Origin of the sequence: Amycolatopsis thermoflava N1165, from assembly GCF_000473265.1 — a bacterium.
GTDB lineage: Bacteria > Actinomycetota > Actinomycetes > Mycobacteriales > Pseudonocardiaceae > Amycolatopsis_E > Amycolatopsis_E thermoflava.
Genome location: NZ_KI421511.1, coordinates 5,201,693 through 5,223,957, shown reverse-complemented (window position 1 = coordinate 5,223,957; position 22,265 = coordinate 5,201,693). Strand labels below are relative to the sequence as shown.

4 protein-coding genes are annotated in these 22,265 nt (G+C 72.6%); all 4 read left to right on the top strand.

The features are described from left to right. Positions 1-41: 41 nt before the first annotated feature. The 4 genes from AMYTH_RS0125635 to AMYTH_RS0125620 are packed head-to-tail and all read left to right on the top strand — an operon-like array spanning position 42 to position 22,255. Positions 42-248, top strand: a complete 207-nt coding sequence (locus tag AMYTH_RS0125635; protein ID WP_191245338.1) for an MbtH family protein — start codon at positions 42-44, stop codon at positions 246-248. A gap of 2 nt (positions 249-250) precedes the next feature. Further along, positions 251-11,704, top strand: coding sequence for a non-ribosomal peptide synthetase (locus tag AMYTH_RS0125630; RefSeq protein ID WP_027932665.1), 11,454 nt, complete (start codon positions 251-253; stop codon positions 11,702-11,704). Next, on the top strand, positions 11,697-18,878 hold the full coding sequence (locus AMYTH_RS0125625) for a non-ribosomal peptide synthetase (protein WP_027932664.1): 7,182 nt from the start codon (positions 11,697-11,699) through the stop codon (positions 18,876-18,878). The genes AMYTH_RS0125630 and AMYTH_RS0125625 overlap by 8 nt, the downstream gene beginning before the upstream one ends. Continuing rightward, a complete protein-coding gene (locus AMYTH_RS0125620) occupies positions 18,872-22,255 on the top strand; it encodes a non-ribosomal peptide synthetase (protein ID WP_027932663.1) in 3,384 nt (1,127 codons plus the stop codon). Before AMYTH_RS0125625 ends, AMYTH_RS0125620 begins: the two co-directional genes overlap by 7 nt. Positions 22,256-22,265: the final 10 nt, after the last annotated feature.

The window sequence follows — 22,265 nt, the reverse complement described above, 5'->3', positions numbered from 1 at the left end:
AAGGTAAGCCTCAGTTGACCTGACGGCACTGGAGGCTTGTGGTGACGAACCCCTTCGACGACGACAACGGGCGCTTCTACGCGCTGGTCAACGACGAGGGCCAGTACTCGCTGTGGCCCACCTTCGCCGAGGTGCCCGCGGGCTGGCGGATCGTGTTCGGGGAGGACAGCCGCCAGGCGTGCCTGGACCACATCGAGGCCAACTGGACCGACATGCGACCGCGCAGCCTGGTCGAGAGCGAGTCCTGAGGGTGGCGTCGAGCGTCGAGGACGTCCTCCCGCTCACCCCGTTGCAGCAGGGCATGATCTTCCACGCCCTGCTCGACGAGCGCGCGGACGTCTACACGGTGCAAACCGTCCTGCGCCTGGCCGGTGCGGTCGACGCCGAGCGGCTCCGGGAGGCGGCGGAGCAGCTGGTGCGGCGGCACGCCAACCTGCGGGCCGGGTTCCGCACCCAGTCCTCGGGCCAGTTCGTGCAGGTCGTGCGCCGGTCGGTGCGGGTGCCGTGGCGGGTCGTGGACTGCCCTGGCGATGCGGAGTTCCAGCGCCTGCTGGACGACGACCGCGCCGAGCCGTTCGACCTCGCGCGACCGCCGTTGCTGCGGTTCACCTTGGTGCGGCGCGGTTCCGAGCACGTGCTCGTGTTGTCGTCGCACCACCTGCTGTGGGACGGATGGTCGGCGCCGATCCTGGTGCGTGAGCTGCTGTCGTTGTACGGCGGGGAAGCGCTTCCGCCGGTGCGGCCGTTCCGGGACTACTTGACCTGGCTGTCCAAACAGGACACCAAAGTGGCCGGGCAGGCGTGGGCGGAGGCCCTCGGCGACCTCGACGGCCCGACGCTCGTGGCCGACGGCTCGTCCAACGGACTGCCGCGGCGGGCCGAGTTCTCGTTGCCGGGGCAGCCACTGACGCAGGCCGCCCGCGAGCACGGCGTGACCGTGAACGCGCTGGTCCAGTCCGCATGGGCACTCGTGCTCGCCGGGCTGACCGGCCGGGACGACGTGGTGTTCGGCGCGACGGTCTCCGGCCGCAACCCGGAGGTGCCGGGCGTCGAGTCGATGGTCGGCATGCTGATCAACACCGTGCCGGTGCGCGTGCGCCTCGCGCCGGACGAGACGCTGGCCGCGCTGGCCGCGCGGGTGCAGGCCGAGCAGGCGCGGTTGCTGGAGCACCAGCACCTCGGGCTCGCCGACATCCAGCGCGCCGCCGGGCAGCCCACGCTGTTCGACACGCTCGTGGTCTTCGAAAGCTATCCGGGCACCGACCTGGCCGGCTCGCCGCTGGCCGGGGTCGAGGTGCGGGACGCCACGCACTACCCGCTCGCGTTGCTGGTCGTGCCGGGCGAGGAGTTCGTGCTGCGCATCGACAACGACCCGGCGCGCTTCGACGATGCCGCGGTCGCCCGCATCGCGGAGCGGGTGCAGGACGTGCTCGGCTGGTTCGTCGCCGCGCCCGGCACTCCGGTCGCGCGGCTCGAACCGCCCGCCGACGAGTGGCAGCAGGTCGTGGTGGCGCCCAACGAAACCGCCGCCGAGGTGCCGGAAACGACCCTGCCGGAGCTGTTCGCCGAGCAGGTGGCGCGCACGCCGGACGCGACCGCGGTGGTCTTCGAGGGCGCCGAACTCACCTACGCGGAGCTGGATGCCCGCGCCACCACGCTGGCGAAGAAACTGGCGGGCGCGGGTGTGGGGCCGGAGCACATCGTCGGGGTCCGGCAGGACCGTTCGCTGGATCTGATCGTGTCGCTGCTGGCGGTGTTGAAGGCGGGCGGGGCGTACCTGCCGCTGGATCCGTCGTATCCGGCGGAGCGGTTGAGCATGATGATCGAGGATGCTCAGCCCACGGTCGTGCTGCCTGCCGAACTCCACGATGAAGGGGAGTTGCGGGCGGCGGGGCCGGACAACCCGGCGTATGTCATCTACACGTCGGGTTCGACCGGGCGGCCGAAGGGTGTGGTGGTCTCGCACCGGGCGATCGTGAACCGGCTGTTGTGGATGCAGCACGAGTACCGGCTCACGCCGGAGGACCGGGTGCTGCAGAAGACGCCGTCGAGCTTCGACGTGTCGGTGTGGGAGTTCTTCTGGCCGCTGATCACCGGTGCCACGCTGGTGTTCGCCAAGCCGGAGGGGCACAAGGACCCGCGCTACCTGGCCGAACTGGTCGACCGCGAGCGGATCACCACCGCGCACTTCGTGCCGTCGATGCTGGCCCAGTACGTCGAGACCGGCCGCGGGCCGGAGCGGATCATCTGCAGCGGCGAGGCCCTCCCGCCGGAGCTGGCGCGGCAGGCGAGTGAATTCGCCCAGGTGCACAACCTCTACGGCCCGACCGAGGCCGCGGTCGACGTCACCTACTGGCCGGTGCCCGCCGATGCCACGACCGTCCCCATCGGACGTCCGGTGTGGAACACGCAGACCTACGTGCTGGACCGGTTCCTGCGGCCGGTGGCGCCGGGCGCGCCGGGCGAGCTGTATCTCGGGGGAGTACAGCTCGCCCGGGGGTACCTCAACCGGCCCGGGCTGACCGCGTCCCGGTTCGTCGCCAGCCCGTTCGGCGAGCCCGGCTCGCGGCTCTACCGCACCGGCGACGTCGTGCGGTGGAACGCCGACGGCGCGCTGGAGTACCTGGGCCGCGCCGACGACCAGGTCAAGATCCGCGGCTTCCGCGTCGAGCTGGGCGAGGTCGAGGCGGCCCTGCTCGCGCTGGACGGGGTCACCGCCGCGGCGGCCACCGTGCACACCGGCCGTCAGCAGCTGGTCGGGTACGTCGTCGGCGACGGGCTGGACCCGGCCGCGCTGCGGCGGAGCCTCGCCGAGTCGCTGCCCGAACAGCTGGTGCCGTCCGCGATCGTCGTGCTGGACGCGTTGCCGCTGAGCCCGAGCGGCAAGCTGGACCGCCGCGCGCTGCCCGAGCCGCGGCTCGCCGAGACCGGCAGCGCCGAGGCCCGCGACCCGCGCGAGGAGATCCTGGCCGAGCTGTTCGCCGAGGTCCTCGGCGTGGACCGGGTCGGGCGGGACGACGACTTCTTCGCCCTCGGCGGGCATTCGCTGCTCGCGACCCGCCTGGCCAGCCGGGTCCGCCGCACGTTCGGCGTCGACCTGCAGATCCGGGCGATCTTCGACGCGCCGACGGTGGCACGCCTGGCACGGCACCTGGACGGCGGCGCCGCGCGCCCGCCGCTGACCCGCCGCGGCCACGACGGCCTCGTGCCGCTGTCCCCGGCGCAGCGCAGCCTGTGGTTCCTGCACGAGCTGGACGGCCCGTCGCCGGTCTACAACATCCCGTTCGCCGCGCGGCTGACCGGACCGCTGGACCTGGACGCACTCGACGCCGCGTTGACCGATGTGGTGAACCGCCACGACGCACTGCGCACCCTGCTCACCGCGGACGGCCAGCGCGTGCTGCCGCCGTTCGAGCGGTTCCCCGTGCAGCGCAGTGAAGGCCCGGCCGACGGGTTCGTGGAACGGGCGAGCCGGTACGCGTTCCGGCTCGGCGAGGAGCCGCCGATCCGCGCCGAAGTGCTGGCCACCGGGCGGGACGAGCACCTGTTCGTGCTGGTCGTGCACCACGTCGCGGGCGACGAATGGTCGGCCCGGCCGCTGCTGCGGGACCTGGGCGCGGCCTACGCCGCCCGCCGCGCAGGCCGCGCGCCGGAGTGGACGCCGCTGCCGGTCCAATACGCCGACTACACCCAGTGGCTCCAGGACATTCCGGTCGACGGCCAGCGCGACTTCTGGCTCAAGCGCCTGGCAGGACTGCCCGAGGAACTGCCGCTGCCCACCGACCGGCCGCGCCCGCAGCACCCGACACGCGAGGGCGGCCACGTCACCGTCGAGTTCCCCGCCGCGCTCACCGCGTCGCTGGCGAAGCTGGCCCGCAAACTCGGCGTGACCGACCTGATGATCGCCCAGGCCGCGACCGCGGTGCTGTTGTCCCGGCTCGGCGCGGGCGAGGACATCCCGCTCGGCACGCCGGTGGCCGGCCGCACCGACGAAGCGCTCGACGACCTGGTCGGCTACTTCGTCAACACGGTCGTGCTGCGCACCGACCTGTCCGGCAACCCGACGTTCCGCGACCTGCTCGCGCGGGTGCGTGAGGCGAACCTGGACGCCTACTCGAACCAGGACCTGCCGTTCGAGCGGGTCGTCGAGGCGGTCAACCCGCCGCGCTCGCCGGGGCGGCACCCGCTGTTCCAGATCATGGTGTCGCACCGCGATCCGGCGACCGCGGAACTGGACCTGCCGGACGTGGTGGCCGAGCCGCTGGAACCCGGGTTCACCGGCGCGAAGTTCGACCTGGCCTTCCACTTCGGCCCGGAAGACTGCTTGATCAGCTACTCCGCCGACCTGTTCGACGAATCCACTGTGGACTCGCTCGCGCGCAGGCTGGTGCGGCTGCTCACCGCGCTGGTCGCCAAGCCGGAGCAGCCGGTCGGCCTCGCCGAGATCCTCGGCGACGACGAGCGCGCCCAGCTCGCGGCGTTCAACGACACCGCCGAGGACCGCCCGCAGACGACCTTGACCGAGATGGTCGAGGAGCAGGCCGCCCGCACCCCGGACGCGGTGGCCGTCGAGTTCCACGACCGCAGCCTCACCTACGCCGAGCTGAACACGAAGGCGAACCACCTGGCCCGGCGGCTCGTCGCGGCCGGGGTCGGGCCGGAGCGCACCGTCGGCATGCACTGGGAGCGGTCGCTGGAGCTGGTCGTCGGCCTGCTCGCGGTCGAGAAGGCCGGTGGCGCGTTCGTGCCGTTGGAGCCGTCGTGGCCGGATCGGCGCATCGCCGAGGTCGCCGCGAGTTCCCGGTTCGCCGCGATCCTCAGTGGACCGGAGCACGACGGGCCGGTGCGGGAACTGGGCGTGCCGGTCGTGCACGTCGACCTGGCGGGCGAGGACCAGGAGAACCTTGGCGTGCGGGTGCCGCCGGAAGGCCTGGCCTACGTCATCTACACGTCCGGCTCGACCGGCACGCCGAAGGGCGCGATGATCCGGCACCGCGCGATCACGCACCGCCTGCTGTGGCAGCGCGAGATGCTCGGTTTCGGGCCCGGCGACGCGGCGCTGTTCAAGGCGCCGATGGGATTCGACATCTCGATCAACGAGGTGTTCCTGCCGCTGGTCACCGGCGGCAAGCTGGTGATCGCCGAGCCCCGCGGCGAGCGGGACATCGAGTACCTGCTGAGCCTGATCGAGCGGCACCGGGTCACGTTCACCTACCTGCCGTCGTCGATCCTGGACCTGCTGGTCGGCCTCGACGGGTTCGCCGAGCGCGGCCGGTCGCTCAAGCACGTCTGGTGTGGCGGCGAGGTGCTCACGCCCGAGCTGTTCGCCCGGTTCCGCGCGGTCAGCGACGCGATCATGTACCACGGGTACGGCCCGGCGGAGGCGACGATCGGCGTCAGCCACGTCGTCTACCGCGACGCGAGTGCGGTGCGCAAGGCCGTGTCGATCGGGCATCCGAACGGCAACACCCGGCTGTACGTGCTGGACCGGCACCTGCGGCAGGTTCCGGTCGGCGTGCCCGGCGAGCTGTACGCCGGCGGCGTCTACCTGGGCCGCGGCTACATCAACGACCCGAAGCGGACGGCGGATCACTTCGTCGCCGACCCGTTCGGGCCGCCCGGTTCGAGGCTCTACCGCACCGGCGACCTGGCGCGCTGGCAGCCGGACGGCACGCTGGAGTTCCTGGGCCGCGCCGACAACCAGGTCAAGATCCGCGGCATGCGCGTCGAGCTGGAGGAGATCGAGGCGGTCCTGGAGCAGCACGAAGGCGTCCGCCGGGCGGTCGTGCTGGTGCGCGACGAGCCCAAGCGACTGGTCGGCTACTGCCTGGGCGCCGAAGTGGACGGTCTCGGCGACTGGTTGCGCACTCGCCTGCCCGAGCACATGGTGCCGCGCCGGTTCGTGTTCCTCGACGAGTTCCCGCTGATGCCCTCGGGCAAGGTGAACCGCAAGGCGCTGCCCGACCCCGGCCCGGAGCCGACGTCCGGCAGCCGCGCGGCGGCGACCGAGGCCGAGCGCATCCTGTGCCGGGTGATGGCCGAGGTGCTGCGGGTGCCCGAGGTCGGCGCGGAGGACAACTTCTTCGGACTCGGCGGCGACAGCATCCTGTCCATCCAGTTCGTGAGCAAGGTGCGGGCGGCCGGGCTGCGGATCTCGCCGCGGCAGGTGTTCGAGCACCAGACCGCGGCGGCGCTCGCCCGCGCGGTCGACACCGACGTGGTGGTCTCCGACGAGGACCGCGCGCAAGGTGTCGGCGAAGTCCCGCTCACCCCGGTCATGCGCTGGTGGCGGGAAACCGGGGACCGCACAATGGCCCAGGCCGCGTTGCTGCGGGTGCCGCCCGCGGACGGCCCGGAGATCTTCGCCGGGGTGCTGCAGGACGTGCTCGACCACCATGACCTGCTGCGTGCCCGGCTGCGTGGCGAGGTGCTCGACGTCCGCCCGCCAGGCGCGGTGACGGACATCCTCGAACACGTACCCGGGGACACGCCGGTGGCGGAGAAGTACGCCGAGGCGGTCGGCGCGCTCGACCCCGAGGCGGGTGTGCTGGTGCGGGCCGTGTGGTTCGACCACGGTTCCGGGCCCGGCCGGCTGCTGCTCGTGCTGCACCACCTGGTCGTCGACGGGGTGTCGTGGCGCATCCTCGCCGGGGACCTGGCGCAGGCCTGGGAGGCGCGCTCGTCCGGTCATTCGGCCAAGCTCGACCCGGTGCCCACTTCGTTCCGCTGGTGGGCGCGGCACCTGCCGACCGCGAGCGCCGAGCAGTGGAAGTCGTTGCCGCGCACCGGATCGGCGGACGTCCGGCCGGCTCGCACGGCCGGCCGCCGGGAGCTGGCGCTCGGCGCGGAACTGGTCGCCGAGGTGCCCGGCAAGTTCCGCACCGGCGTGCCGGAGGTGCTGCTCAGCGCGCTGGCGCACGCCTTCGGCGAGCCGCGGCTGGTCGCGCTGGAGGGCCACGGCCGCGAGGAGCACCTGGTGCCCGGCGCGGACCTGTCCCGGACGGTCGGCTGGTTCACCAGCGTCTACCCGGTCGAACTGCCCGCCGCCGCGACTCCGCCGGAGATCCAGGAGCGGCTGCGGGCGGTGCCGGACAACGGCATCGGGTTCGGCATCCTCCGCTGGCTGCACGGCGAGCTCACCGACGTCCCGGAGCCGGAGATCGGCTTCAACTATCTCGGCCGGTTCGACGTCAGCGAGGGCTTCTGGGTCCCGGACGCGGAGAAGCTGCCGCCGCCGGAGGTCCAGCACCGGCCGCTGGAGATCAACGTCGTGACCGAGGACGGTCCGGACGGTCCGGTGCTGACCGCGACCTGGTCCTGGACCGACCGGTTCGCCGAGTCCGAAGTGGACGCCCTGGTCGCGAAGTGGCAGGACGCCCTGCGCGACCTCACCGCCGCGGAGGAGCCGGAGGAAGTCCTGCCGCTGTCCCCGCTGCAGGAGGGCATGCTCTTCCACGCGCTCTACGACGAAAGCGCCGACGACGTCTACACCGTCCAGTTCGTGCTGGGCCTGACCGGTGAGGTCGACGCGGCGAGGCTGCGCCGGGCCGCGCAGGGCCTGCTGGACCGGCACCCGAACCTGCGCGCGGCCTTCGTGCACGACGACGAGCCGAAGCAGGTCATCCGCCGCGAGGCCGAGCTGCCGTGGGCGGAGCTGACACTCAGCCACGAGGAGTTCGACGAGTTCCTGGCCAGGGACCGGGCCGAGCGGTTCCCGCTCGACGAGCCGCCGCTGCTGCGGATGACCCTGGTGAAGCTGGGCGAGCGGGACCACCGGCTGGTCCTGTCCAACCACCACATCCTGCTCGACGGCTGGTCGCTGCCGCTGCTGGTGCGGGACCTGCTCGCGCTCTACGCCGGCGCCGAGCCGCCGTCGCCGCGGCCGTACCGCGACTACCTGACCTGGCTCGCCGGGCGGGACCGGGACGCCTCCGCCGAAGCGTGGCTGGCCGCGCTGGACGACGTCGAGGAACCGACGCTGCTGGCCCCCGCCGCATCGCGGGTGCCGATGCGGCCCGGCAAGCTCCGGCTCGATTTGCCCGCCGAGACCACGGAACGGCTCTACGCGGTCGCCCGGGAGCACGGCCTGACCGTCAACACGGTCGTCCAGGGGCTGTGGGGTCTCGTGCTCGCCCGGCTGACCGGCCGCGACGACGTCCTGTTCGGCGCCACCGTCTCCGGCCGTCCCGCGGATCTGTCCGGTGTGGACGGCATGGTCGGCCTGTTCATCAACACCGTGCCGGTGCGGGTCCGCCTGCGTGGCTCGCTGCTGGACGTCCTGCGTGGCGTGCAGGACGAGCAGGCGCGGTTGATGGACCACCAGTACCTGGGCCTCACCGACATCCAGCGGGCGGCCGGGCACGGCGATCTGTTCGACACGCTGGTCGTGTTCGAGAGCTACCCGATCGACTCGGACGCGGTGAGCGCGAGCGAGCGGGCCGCCGGGATCACGATCGACCGGGTCGAGGTGGAGGACTCGACCCACTACCCGTTGACCCTGGCGGTCGCCGCCGAGGAGCGGTTGTCGGTCGTCTTCGAGTACCGGCCGGACACGTTCGACGAGGCGTGGGCGGAGTCGCTGAGCGGCTGGTTCCGCCGGGCCGCGGAGGCGTTCGCGGCTGCCCCTATGCAGAAGGTGACGGGCGTCGACCTGCTCGGCGAGGAGACCCTGGCCGAGCTGCGCCGCATCGGCACCGGCAGGGTCCTGGACGCCCCGGCGACGACGCTGCCCGAGGTGCTGCGCGAGCAGGCACAAGCCACTCCGGACGCCGTGGCGATCGTCGCGGGGGAGACCCGGCTGACCTTCGCCGAGTTCAACGCCCGCGCCAACCAGGTCGCGCGGGTGCTGATCGAGCAGGGCGTCGGCCCGGAGGACGTGGTGGCGCTGCGGATGCCGGCCGGTCCGGACATGCTGGTCGCGCTGCTCGCGGTGGTCAAGGCGGGCGGCGCGTACCTGCCGCTCGACCCGGACTGGCCCGCCGAGCGGATCGACTTCATGCTCGCCGATGCCGCGCCGAAGCTGATCCTGACCGAACTGCCGGAGGCGACGGGCTCGACGGACGACCTGCCGCCGCGGGCGAAACCGCAGCACCCGGCGTACGTCATCTACACGTCCGGCTCGACCGGCACGCCGAAGGCCGTCGTGGTGCCGCACAGCTCGATCGCGAACCTGCTGGTCAGCCACCGCGCGGACCTGTTCGACCCGGCACGCGAGCGGGTCGGCCGCCCGCTGCGGGTCGCGCACGCGTGGCCGATGGCGTTCGACGCGTCGTGGCAGCCGATGCTGTGGATGTTCGCCGGGCACGAGCTGCACCTGGTGCCGCCGGACACCCGCCGCGACGCGGACCTGCTGCGCGCGTTCCTGCGGGACCACGAGATCGAGTTCGTCGAGCTGTCCCCGTCGCTGCTCGCGCAGGTCGCGACCGAACCGGGCTGGCGCGGCGCACTCAAGGTGCTCGGCGTCGGCGGTGAGGCGGTGCCCGCGCAGCTGTGGCGGTCGCTGCGGGACGAGCCGGACCTGGCCGTGTGGAACCTCTACGGCCCGACCGAGTGCACTGTGGACTCCGCGGCGTGCGACTTCGACCGCACCGAGAACCCGTGCATCGGCTCGCCGGTCGGCAACGCGCGTGCCTACATCCTCGACCGGCACCTGCGGCCCTGCCCGCCCGGCGTGGAGGGTGAGCTGTACCTGTCCGGCGCCGGTCTGGCCCGCGGCTACCTGCGGCGGCCGGGCACGACGGCGGAGCGGTTCGTCGCGGACCCGTTCGGCGGGCCGGGCACACGCATGTACCGCACCGGCGACGTGGCGCGCTGGAATGCCGAAGGGCTGATCGAGCTGCTCGGCCGCATCGACGACCAGGTCAAGATCCGCGGGTTCCGCATCGAGCCCGGCGAGATCGAGGCCGTGCTGCTGCGCGACGAGCGGGTCGAGCGCGCGGTGGTCGTGCCGCGCGAGGACACGCCCGGGGTGAAGCGGCTGGTCGCGTACGTGGTCGCGAGCAGCACGGACGGTTTGCGCGAGCAGGTCGCGTCGGCACTGCCGGAGTACATGGTCCCGGCGGCGATCGTCGCGGTCGACCGCTTCCCGTTGACCCGCAACGACAAGCTCGACGTCAAGGCGCTGCCCGCGCCGGACTACACGAGCACGACGTCCCGGGCGCCCGCGACGGAACTGGAGAAGCGCATCGCCGGCCTGTTCGCCGAGGTCCTTGGCCTGCCCGAGGTCGGCGCGGACGACAGCTTCTTCGCACTCGGCGGGGACAGCATCGTGTCGATGCGGCTGGTCAGCAAGGCCCGTGGCGCCGGGCTGGCGTTCACGCCGCGGGACGTCTTCGAGCAGCGCACGGTCGCGGCACTGGCGCGGGTCGCGGGGGAGGCCGTGCACCGTGCGGACTCCGGCGCGGGCATCGGCGAGGTCCCGCTGACGCCGATGCTGCACTGGCTCAACCGCAACCAGCCGTACGGTCAGCTCAGCCAGGCCCGGATGCTCTGCACTCCGGCCGGTCTCGACCTGGACCGGCTGCGTGAGCTGGTGCAGCTCCTGCTCGACCGGCACGACGTGCTGCGCGCGACCTTCGACGGCACGTTCGTCGTCCGCCCGCGGGGCGCGGTGGACGCAAGCGCTTGCGTCACCCGGATCGACGCCCGCGACACGGACTACACCGACATCGCGGAGCGGCTGCCCGGCCTGATGCGGGAGATCCGGCTCGACCCGCCGTCCGGCGACATGGTGCGGTTCGTCTGGTTCGACACCGGCCCGGACCGCTCCGGCCGCCTGCTGATCGTGCTGCACCACCTTGTCGTGGACGGCGCGTCGTGGGGCGTGCTGGTGCCCGAGCTGGCCGAGCTGTGGGCGGGCCGCGAGCTGCCGCCGGTCGGCACCTCGTACCGCGAATGGGCGCAGGCGCTGCCCGAGGTGGCGCGGGCCAAGGCGAGCGAGATGCCACTGTGGCGGGAGATCCTGTCCGGCCCGGACCCGGTGCTCGGCACCCGTCGCCTCGACCCGGCCACCGACACCCGCGCGTCCATGCGGGCCACGCGGACGTTCCTCGACCCCGACGTGACCGGCAAGCTGCTCACCGAGGTGCCCGAGCGGCACGGCGTCACGATCAACGACGTCCTGCTGGCCGGGCTCGCGCACGCGGTGTCCCGCTGGCGCGGCGACGACGACACGTCGCTGCTGCTCGCCCTGGAAGGCCACGGCCGCGAGGAGCAGATCGTGCCGGGCGCGGACCTGTCCGGCACGGTCGGCTGGTTCACCAGCGTGTTCCCGGTGCGCGTCGACCCCGGCGACCTCACGCGTGGCGTGCGCCAGGGGCTCACGCGGGTGAGCGAGCAGCTCGCCCTGCCGGACAAGGGCATCGGCCACGGCCTGCTGCGGTACCTCAACCCGGAGACCGCCGCGGAGCTGGAAGCGCTGCCCGAGCCGCAGCTGGAGTTCAACTACCTCGGCCGGCTCACCGTGGGCGAGCGCGACGGCGAGCCGTGGTCCGGCGCGCCGGAGGTGGGCGCGATGGGCGGTGGCGTCGACGACGACATGCCCGCGCCGTACTGCCTGGTGCTGAACGTGCTGGTCCGCGGCTCGACGCTGGAGGCCGACTGGCAGTGGCCGTCCGCCTTGTTCACCGAAGACCGGATCCAGCAGCTGTCCCGCGAGTGGTTCGCCGCGCTGACCCTGATCGCCGAGGAGGCCCCCGGTGAGTGACCTCGCCGCCCGCAAGCGTGAGCTGCTGCGCCGACGGCTGGCCCAGGCCGGCCTGGCCAGCACGACGTCGATCCCGAAGCGGGACTCCGACGACGACCTGCCGCTGTCCTACGCGCAGTCCCGCATGTGGTTCCTGCAGCAGCTCGACCCGGCCAGCCCGGCCTACAACGTGTGCCTGGCGATCACCCTGCGCGGTGCGCTGGACAAGGCCGCGCTGCACCGGTCGTTCCAGCGGCTCGTGGAGCGGCACGAGATCCTGCGCACCCGGTACGTCGCCGGGCCGGACGGCGAACCGCGGCAGATCGTCGACCCGTACGCCGTGGTGACGATGCCCGAGTCGGACCTGCGTGGTCTGTCCGAAGAGGACCGGGACCGGACCGTCGAGCGGGTGGCGCGGGAGGAGTCGGCGCATGCGTTCGACCTCGCCACGGAGCACTCGCTACGGCTGCGCCTGCTGCGCCGCGGCGACGACGACCACGTGCTGGTGCTGACCGTGCACCACATCGCGTGGGACGGCTACACGTTCAACACGCTGTCGCGGGACCTGTCCGCGCTGTACCGGGAGGACACCACCGGGCAACCGTCCGGTTTGGACCCGCTGCCGGTGCAGTACGCGGATTTCGCGGTGTGGCAGCGGAAGACGTTGACCGACGAGAAGCTGGCCGGTGACCTGGACTACTGGCGCCGCGAGCTGACTCCCGCGCCGGAGAACCTGCCGCTGCCCACCGACCTGCCGCGCCCGCCCGCGCGGTCGGACCGCGGGGACCGGCGGTTCCACACCTTCGACCGGGCCGTGACCGACCGGATCGGGGAGTTCGCGCAGGCCCGTGGGGTCACGCCGTTCATGGTCGTGTTCGCCGGGTATGCGGCGCTGCTGTCCCGCTGGACCGGCGCGACGGACGTGCCGATCGGGTCGGCGTCGATGAACCGCGACGCCGGCGAGGTCGAGCGGCTGATCGGCAACTTCGGCAACACGCTCGTGCTGCGGGCCGACCTGTCCGGCGACCCGTCGTTCGCCGAGCTGGTGGACCGGGTGCGGCGCGTGTGCACCGACGGCTACGCGCACCAGGACCTGCCGTTCGATCTGCTCGTCGAGCGCCTGCGGCCGCCGCGCGTGCCGGGCCGGTCGGTGCTGTTCGACGTGATGCTGTTGTTCCTGACCCAGGGGTTGCAGGGCTTCGACCTGCCCGGCGTCGAGGCGAGCTGGGAGACGGTGCACAACGACACCACCCAGTTCGACCTGGCGCTGGAGGCGTTCCTGGTCGACGGCGAGATGCGGGTCGAGGCCACGTACTCGACGGAGCTGTTCACCGCCGCGACCGTCGAGCGGTTCCTGGCGCACCTGGAATCGCTGCTCGCCGCCGCGGTGGACGCGCCGGACCGGCCGGTCAGCCGGCTGGAGTTCTTCGCCGACACCGCGTTGATCGGGGACATGCGTGAGGTGCCGGAGGCGACGCTGCCGGGGCTGTTCGCCGAGCAGGTGGCGCGGACGCCGGACGCCACCGCGGTGGTCTACGAGGGTGTCGCGCTGACGTATGCCGAGCTGGACGCCCGCGCCACCGAGCTGGCGCGGCGGTTGGCGGGCGCGGGTGTGGGGCCGGAGCACATAGTCGGTGTGCGGCAGGACCGGTCGCTCGATCTGATCGTCTCGCTGCTGGCGGTGCTGAAGGCGGGCGGGGCGTATTTGCCGCTGGATCCGTCGTATCCCGCCGAGCGGTTGAGCATGATGATCGAGGATGCTCAACCCACCGTGGTGCTGCCCGCCTCGTTGGAAGGCGAGGGGGAGTTGCGGGCGGCGGGGCCGGACAACCCGGCGTACGTCATCTACACCTCGGGCTCGACCGGCCGTCCCAAGGGTGTCGTGGTCAGCCATCGGGCGATCGTGAACCGGCTGTTGTGGATGCAGCACGAGTACCGGCTCACGCCGGCGGATCGGGTGCTGCAGAAAACACCGTCGTCGTTCGACGTGTCGGTGTGGGAGTTCTTCTGGCCGCTGATCACCGGCGCGACGCTGGTGTTCGCCAAGCCGGGCGGGCACAAGGACCCGCGCTACCTCGCCGAACTGATCGCGCGGGAGCGGGTCACCACCGTCCACTTCGTGCCGTCGATGTTGCGGGCGTTCGTCGAGTCGGGCGCGCGGCCGAGCACCCTGCGGCGCGTGATCTGCAGTGGTGAGGCGCTGCCGTCCGACCTCGCGCGCGAACTGCCGCACGTGCACAACCTGTACGGACCGACCGAAGCCGCGGTCGACGTGAGCCACTGGCCGGTGACCGAGGGAGCAGGCACGGGAACGGTGCCGATCGGGCGGCCGGTGTGGAACACGCAGCTGCACGTGCTGGACCGGCACCTGCAGCCGGTCGCGCCCGGCGCGGTCGGCGAGTTGTACCTGGGCGGCGTCCAGCTCGCCCGGGGCTACCTGAACCGGCCCGGGCTCACCGCGTCGCGGTTCGTGGCCGGGCCGGACGGGTCGAGGCTGTACCGCACCGGCGACCTGGTGCGCCGCACCGGGGACGCCCTGGAGTTCCTCGGGCGCGCCGACGACCAGGTCAAGATCCGCGGGTTCCGCGTCGAACTGGGCGAGGTCGAGGCCGCGCTCACCGCATTGCCCGAGGTGGTCAGCGCCGGCGTGGTCGCGCGGCCGGAGCGGCAGCAGCTCCTCGGCTACGTGGTCGCCAAGCCGGGCACGGACGCGGCCACCATCCGGCGGCAGCTCGGCGCCACGCTGCCCGAGCATCTGGTGCCGTCGGTCATCACGTTCCTCGACGAGCTGCCGCTGAGCCCGAGTGGCAAGCTCGACCGCAAGGCGCTGCCCGAGCCGGAGGCGGCGACCGCGGCGGCGGAGCCGGAAACCGAGCGCGAACGGGCACTGGCCGCGTTGTTCGCCGACCTGCTCGGCGTCGAGCGCGTCGGCCGGGACGACGACTTCTTCGCCCTCGGCGGGCATTCCCTGCTGGCGACCAAGCTCGTCGGCCGCATCCGCGCCGACCTCGGCGTCGACCTGGCGATCGGGACCGTCTTCGACGCGCCCACCGTCGCCCGCCTGGCCACGGCGCTCGACGGCGGCACGCAGAAGCGGCCGGCGCTCACGCCGATGCCGCGCCCGCGCCGGATCCCGCTGTCTTCGGCGCAGCAACGGTTGTGGTTCCTGTACCGGCTGGAAGGCCCGAGCGCGACCTACAACGTGCCGTTCGCGGTGCGCCTGGACGGCCCGCTCGACGTGGACGCGCTGCGGGCGGCGCTCGCGGACGTCGTGAGCAGGCACGAGGTGCTGCGCACGATCTACCCGGAGTTCGAGGGCAAGCCCTACCAGCAGGTCCTCGACACGATTCCGCCGCTGATCGTCGACGACGGCTCGCCACGCGAGGCCGCGCAACGCGCGTTCGAACTGGACCGCGAGCCGCCGTTCGAGGCGCGGCTGTTCCGCGACGGCGACTCGCACGTGCTGTCCCTGCTGACGCACCACATCGCGAGCGACGGCTGGTCCGCCGAGCGGCTGCTGGCCGACCTGACCACCGCCTACACCGCCCGCCTGCAGGGTCGCGGTCCGGGCTGGGCCCCGCTGTCGGTGCAGTACGCGGACTACGCGCTCTGGCAGCGGGACCTGCTGGGCAACGACGCCGACCCGAACAGCCTCGCGTCCACCCAGCTCGCGTACTGGACGCGGCAGCTCGCCGACCTGCCGGAGGAGAGCAGCCTGCCGGCCGACCGGCCGCGCCCCGCCGATCCGTCGTTCCGCGGGGACGCGGTGCGGTTCCAGCTGCCGCCGGAGACGCACCGGGCGCTGGCGGAGCTGGCGCGGCAGACCGGGGCCACGACGTTCATGGTCGTCCAGGCCGCCGTCGCCGCGCTGCTCGGCCAGATGGGCGCCGGGGAGGACGTGCCGATCGGCGCGCCGGTCGCAGGCCGCACCGACGACGCCCTGGACGGTCTGGTCGGGTTCTTCGTCAACAACCTGGTGCTGCGCACGGACCTGACCGGCGACCCGACGTTCCGGCAGCTCGTCGAGCGGGTCCGGCGCACCGACCTGGACGCGTTCGCGCACCAGGACCTGCCGTTCGAGCGGTTGGTGGAGGCGCTCAACCCGGCCCGGTCGATGGGGCGGCACCCGCTGTTCCAGGTCATGCTGGCCTACCAGCGCGCGCCCGGCGGGCCGGTGCCGTTCGGGCACGCGTCGTTGCGCGAGGAGCACGTCGACTTCTACGCGGCGCGGCTCGACCTGTCGTTCCACCTGTTCGAGCAGGACGCGGGCATCGACGGCTGGCTCGTCTACAGCGCTGACCTGTTCGACCGGTCCACTGTGGACGACCTCGTGGCCCGGCTCACACGGCTGGTCGGCGATCTGCTGGCGAACCCGGACCGGCGGCTGTCGGCGACCTCGGTGCTCACTCCCGAGGACGTGCTCCCCGCCGGCGAGACGCGGGAGGTGCCGGAGACGACCCTGCCGGAGCTGTTCGCCGCCCAGGTCGCGCGGACTCCGGACGCCACCGCGGTGGTCTTCGAGGGCGAGTCGCTGACCTACGCCGAGCTGGACGCCCGCGCCACCGCGCTCGCGTCGCGGCTGGCGGGCGCGGGTGTGGGGCCGGAGCACATCGTCGGCGTGCGGCAGGACCGGTCGCTCGACCTGATCGTCTCGCTGCTGGCGGTGCTGAAGGCCGGTGGCGCGTACCTGCCGCTGGACTCGTCGTACCCGGCGGAGCGGCTGAACATGATGATCGAGGACGCGCAGCCCACCGTGGTCCTTCCCGCCTCGTTGGAAGGTGAGGGATCGTTGCGCTCGGCGGGGCCGGACAACCCGGCCTACCTCATCTACACCTCGGGTTCCACCGGCCGTCCCAAGGGCGTCGTGGTCAGCCACCGCGCGATCGTCAACCGTCTACTGTGGATGCAGCACGAGTACGGCCTGACCGCTGATGATCGGGTTTTGCAGAAGACGCCGTCGAGCTTCGACGTGTCGGTGTGGGAGTTCTTCTGGCCGCTGATCACCGGCGCCACGCTGGTGTTCGCCAGGCCCGACGGGCACAAGGACCCGGAGTACCTGGCCGGCCTCATCGCCCGCGAGCGGATCACCACCGCGCACTTCGTGCCGTCGATGCTGCGGGCGTTCGTCTCCTCGGGCGGCGACCTGTCGGTGCTGACGCGGGTGATCTGCAGCGGTGAGGCCCTGCCCTCGGACCTGGCGCGGCCGAACGTGCACAACCTCTACGGCCCCACCGAGGCCGCGGTCGACGTCACCTACTGGCCGTGCGCCGACGGCGCGGGCGAGGGCACGGTGCCGATCGGGCGGCCGGTGTGGAACACGCAGGTCCACGTGCTCGACCGGTACCTGCGTCCGGTGCCGCCGGGCGTCACCGGCGAGCTGTACCTGGGCGGCGTCCAGCTGGCCCGCGGCTACCTGAACCGGCCGGGACTCACGGCGTCGAGGTTCGTGGCCGCGCCGAACGGGGAACGGCTTTACCGGACCGGGGACCTGGTGCGGCACCGCGGCGGCGTGCTCGAGTTCCTCGGCCGCGCGGACGACCAGGTCAAGCTGCGGGGGTTCCGGATCGAGCTGGGCGAGGTCGAGGTCGCGCTCACCCGGGCCGGCGCGCGCAGCGCCGTCGCGGTGGTGCGGGACGATCGCCTGATCGCCTACATCCTCGGCGAAGCCGACGCGAACAGCCTGGCCCGCGAACTGCCGGACCACATGATCCCGTCCGCGATCGTCCAGCTGGACGAGTTCCCGCTGACGCCCAGCGGCAAGCTGGACCGCAAAGCCCTGCCCGCGCCCGACTTCGCCGCGCTGGCCGGCAAGGCGGAGCCCGCGACCGAGCGGGAAGCGTTGCTGTGCCGGGTGTTCGCCGAGGTCCTTGGCCTGCCCGAGGTCGGGGCGCAGGACAGCTTCTTCGCCCTCGGCGGCGACAGCATCGTGTCCGTCCAGCTCGTCAGCCGGGCCCGCAAGGCCGGGCTGACGATCACCCCGCGCCAGGTCTTCGAGCAGCGCACCCCGGCCGGGCTCGCCGCGGTCGCCAAAGCCGCCGTCACCGAGGCCGACGACGGGACCGGCCGCATCGAGCCGACCCCGATCATGCGCTGGAGCGAACGCGGCCTCGCCCAGGCGATGCTGCTGGTCGCCCCCGACGGCCTGACCCGCGACGGTCTGGTCCGGGTGGTGCAGGCGATCCTGGACCGGCACGACGTGCTCCGCGCCCGCTGGGACGGCGCGCTGGTGGTTCCGGCCGAATCCTTCGACGCGGCCGAGATCGTCCGGGACGCCACCGGCGACCTCGACGCGGAACTGCGGGCCGCGCGTGAGCGGCTGACCGACGAGCGGATGCTGCAGGTGGTCCGCTTCCCGGACCGGGTGCTGATCGTCGCCGACCACCTCGTCGTGGACGGGGTCTCGTGGCGGATCATCATGGACGACCTCGCCGAAGCATGGGCCGGAAAGGAACTCGTGCGCACCGGCACGTCGTTCCGGCGCTGGAGCGAACTGCTCGCCGCGCAGGACCGCAGCGCGGAAACCGGGCTGTGGCACGGAATCCTGGACGGCGCCGACCCGGTGCTCGAACCCGGCGGCGAACGGCACGAGACCGGGTTCGCCGTGCCGCTGCCCGAGAGCGCCGAACAGGCCGGGGTGCAGGAGCTGCTGATCAGCGCGTTCGCCGAGGCGCTGGAAACCTGGCGCGGCCGCGGCGACGCGGTGATCGCCGTCGAGGGGCACGGCCGGGAGGAACAGCTCGGGGCCGACCTGTCGGCCACGGTCGGCTGGTTCACCACGATCTTCCCGCTCCGGCTGCGGCCCGGCACGCGCTTGCGGGATGTTCGCGAGCAGCTGGAGAGCCTGCCCGACCACGGTCTCGGCTACGGACTGCTGCGCCCGCTGGGCCTGCCGGAGCCGACGATCGTCGTCAACTACCTCGGCCGCCTGCCGAGCGGGACCGGCGAGCCGTGGTCGGTCGCGCCGGAGGCCCCGATGCTGCGGGTGCCGCCACGCGCCGCGCAGTGGGCGATGGAGGTCAACGCGGTCAGCGTCGACGGGCAGTTGCGCGTCGCGATCACCGGGCCGGCGCTGCCCGAGCTGACCGAGCTGTTCCGCAAGGCGCTGAGCAGCGCGCCGACCGCGGCGGACACCGCGCTGGCGGACGTTTCCGAAGAAGACATCGACGAGTTCGAAGAGGAGCTGGGCACGTGGTGAGTCAGCAGCCGACGGTGGGAGAGCTCCTGCGCGAGGTCACCGACCTGCTGGGGCCCGAGGCGGCGGAGCTGTCCGAGAACGACAGCCTCATCGAGTGGGGCCTCGACTCGATCCAGCTCATGCAGGTCGCGAACAAGTGGCGCAAGCAGGGCATCAAGGTCGGCTTCGCGAAGCTGGCCAAGAACCCGACCCTGGCCGGGTGGCGGGAGATCCTGGCCACCGCGGCCGGGGTCGCGCCCGAGCCGGAGGTGACCGTCGAGGTCGACGAGACCGAGCCGTTCCCGCTCGCGTTGATGCAGCACGCGTACTGGATCGGCCGCGACGAGGAGACCACGCTCGGCTCGGTCGCCGCGCACCTCTACGTCGAGTTCGACGGCCCGGACCTCGACCCGCAGCGCCTCGACGTGGCGGTGCGGAAACTCGTCGCCCGGCACGGGATGCTGCGCGCCGCCTTCCTCGACGACGGCCGCCAGCGGATCCTGCCTGAGCGCGCCCAGCCGTCGCTGCTCGTGCACGACCTGCGTGACCTCGACGAAGAGGCCGAGACGCGTCGCCTTGCCGAGTTGCGGGACGCGTCGTCGCACGCGCGCCTGGACGTGGCGAACGGCGAGGTGTTCAAGATCCAGCTCAGCCGACGGTCCGGCGACCGGGCGCGGCTGCACGTCGATGTGGACATGCTCGCGGCGGACGCGTTGAGCTACCGCGTCCTGCTGTCGGACCTCGCGCGGTTCTACGACGAGCCGGACGCCGAACTGGAGCCGATCGCCTACAGCTACCCGCGCTACCTGGCCGAACGCGAGGTGACCCGCCAGGCCGAGCAGGAGAAGGCCCGCGAGTGGTGGCAGCGGCGGATTCCCGAGCTGCCGGGCGCGCCGGACCTGCCGCTGGTGCCGGAATCCGAGCGCGCCGACGCCACCCGCGTCACCCGTCGGCACCACTGGCTGGCACCGGAGGACCGCAAGCGACTTGGCGCCCGGGCGCACGAGCACGGCCTGACCCCGGCGATGGTCGTCGCGGCCGCGTTCGCGGAGACCCTGTCGTCGTGGAGCGCGCAGCCGCGGTTCCTGATGAACCTGCCGATGTTCGACCGGCAGAGCACCCACCCGGACGTCGACAAGCTGGTCGGCGACTTCACCAGCTCGGTGCTGCTGGAAGTCGACTTCTCGACCGAGGCGTCCTTCGTGGAGCATGCGAAGGCGTTGCAGGACCGGATGCACGCCGACGCGGAGCACGCCGCGTACTCGGGTGTCGAGGTGCTGCGGGAACTGTCCCGGCACCACGGTGAGCAGGTGCTTGCGCCCGTCGTGTTCACCAGTGCGCTGAACCTGGGCGAGCTGTTCGACGCACGCGTGCGGCGGTGTTTCGGCGAGGCGGTGTGGATCATCTCGCAGGGGCCGCAGGTGCTGCTGGACGCGCAGGTCACCGAGGTCAACGAGGGCCTGCTGATCAACTGGGACGTGCGGGAGAACGCCTTCCCGGCCGGGATGATCGACGCGATGTTCGCCGCGTTCCAGGACCTGATCACCCGGCTCGGCCAGCGGGACGACGCGTGGGAGCAGCCGGTCGGCGGCGCGTTGCCGCGGGAACAGGCCGAGGTGCGGGCGCGGGTCAACACGACGGAGGGGCCGCGCAGCGGGCGGTTGCTGCAGGATGGGTTCTTCGAGCGTGCCGTCGCGCAGCCGGACGCGCCCGCGCTGCTGTGGGGCACGGATGGAGTACTCAGCTACTGCGCTTTGCGGGACCGGGCGCTGCGGATCGCGAAGTCGTTGCAGGACAAGGGTGTTGTGCCCGGTGACCTGGTCGGCGTGAGCCTGCCGAAGGGGCCGGACCAGATCGCCGCGGTGCTCGGCGTGCTGGCCGCGGGCGCCGGGTACGTGCCGATCGGTGTGGACCAGCCGGCGGCGCGGGCGGAGCGGATCCGGCGGATCGCCGGGTTCTCGCACGTGCTGACCTCCGCCGAGGAGGCGGCCGAGCCGCTCGCCGAGCCGGTGCGGGTGGACGACGAGCAGATCGCGTACGTGCTGTTCACGTCCGGTTCGACGGGGGAGCCGAAGGGTGTGGAGGTGCCGCACCGGGCGGCGATGAACACGATCGACGACCTCAACGAGCGGTTCTCGGTGGGTGCCGACGACCGGTGCCTCGCGGTGTCCGCGCTGGACTTCGACCTGTCCGTGTACGACGTCTTCGGCCTGCTGTCGGCGGGCGGCGCGGTCGTGCTGGTCGAGGAGGGCGACCGCAAGGAGGCCCGGCAGTGGGTCGAGCTGGCCGCGTCGCGCCGGGTCACGCTGGTCAACTGCGTGCCTGCGCTGCTGGACATGCTGCTGTCCGCGGCCCGGCCGGGTGAGCTGAGCGGGTTGCGGACGGTGTTGCTGGGCGGTGACTGGGTGGGCACGGACCTGCCCGGCCGGGTGGCGGAGCAGGCGCCGCGGTGCCGGTTCGCCGGGCTCGGCGGCACCACGGAGACGGCGATCCATTCGACGGTGTGCGAGGTGCACGGGGTGCCGTCGTCGTGGCGTTCGGTGCCGTATGGGACACCGCTGCGCAACGTGGTGTGCCGGGTGGTGGACGTGCGGGGCCGGGACTGTCCGGACTGGGTCGCGGGGGAGCTGTGGATCGGCGGCGACGGGGTCGCCCACGGGTACCGGGCGGATCCGGAGCGGACCGCGGACCGGTTCGTGGAGCACGAAGGCCGCCGCTGGTACCGCACGGGCGATTTGGCGCGGTACTGGCCGGACGGCACGCTGGAGTTCCTGGGGCGCCGGGACTTCCAGGTGAAGGTGCGCGGTGTGCGCATCGAGCTGGGCGAGGTCGAGGCGGCGCTGGCCGAGTTCCCCGGGGTGCACCGGGGCGTCGCGGGCGTGGCGGGCAACCAGCTCGTGGCGGCCGTCGGCGGTGCGGTCGACGGCGACGAGGTCCGGGAGTTCGTGCGAACGTTGTTGCCGCCGCACATGGTCCCGGCTCGCGTGGTGGTGCTGGACGCCCTGCCGCTGACCGCGAACGGCAAGGTGGACCGCCGCGCGGTGGCGGCGCACTGGCAGGCGTCGGCGGACAGTTATGTCGCGCCGGAGACGCCGTTGGAGCAGGTGCTGGCCAAGGTGTGGGCCGAGGTGCTCGGAGTGGAACGCGTAGGCCGCGACGACCCGTTCTTCGCGCTCGGCGGAGACTCCGTCCTGGCGACGATGATCGTCGGCCGCCTGCGGGAGGCGTTGGACACGTCGGAAGTGACTGTGCGGACGCTGTTTTCGGCGCTGACGGTGGGCGCGATGGCGACGCGCTTGGTGGCGGACCAGGCGGTGCCCGGGCGCCTGGAGCAGGTGGCGGAGATCTACCTGGAGGTGGACGCGCTCTCCGAGGAGGACTTGAACGCGCAGTTGTGATTCGGGGCGC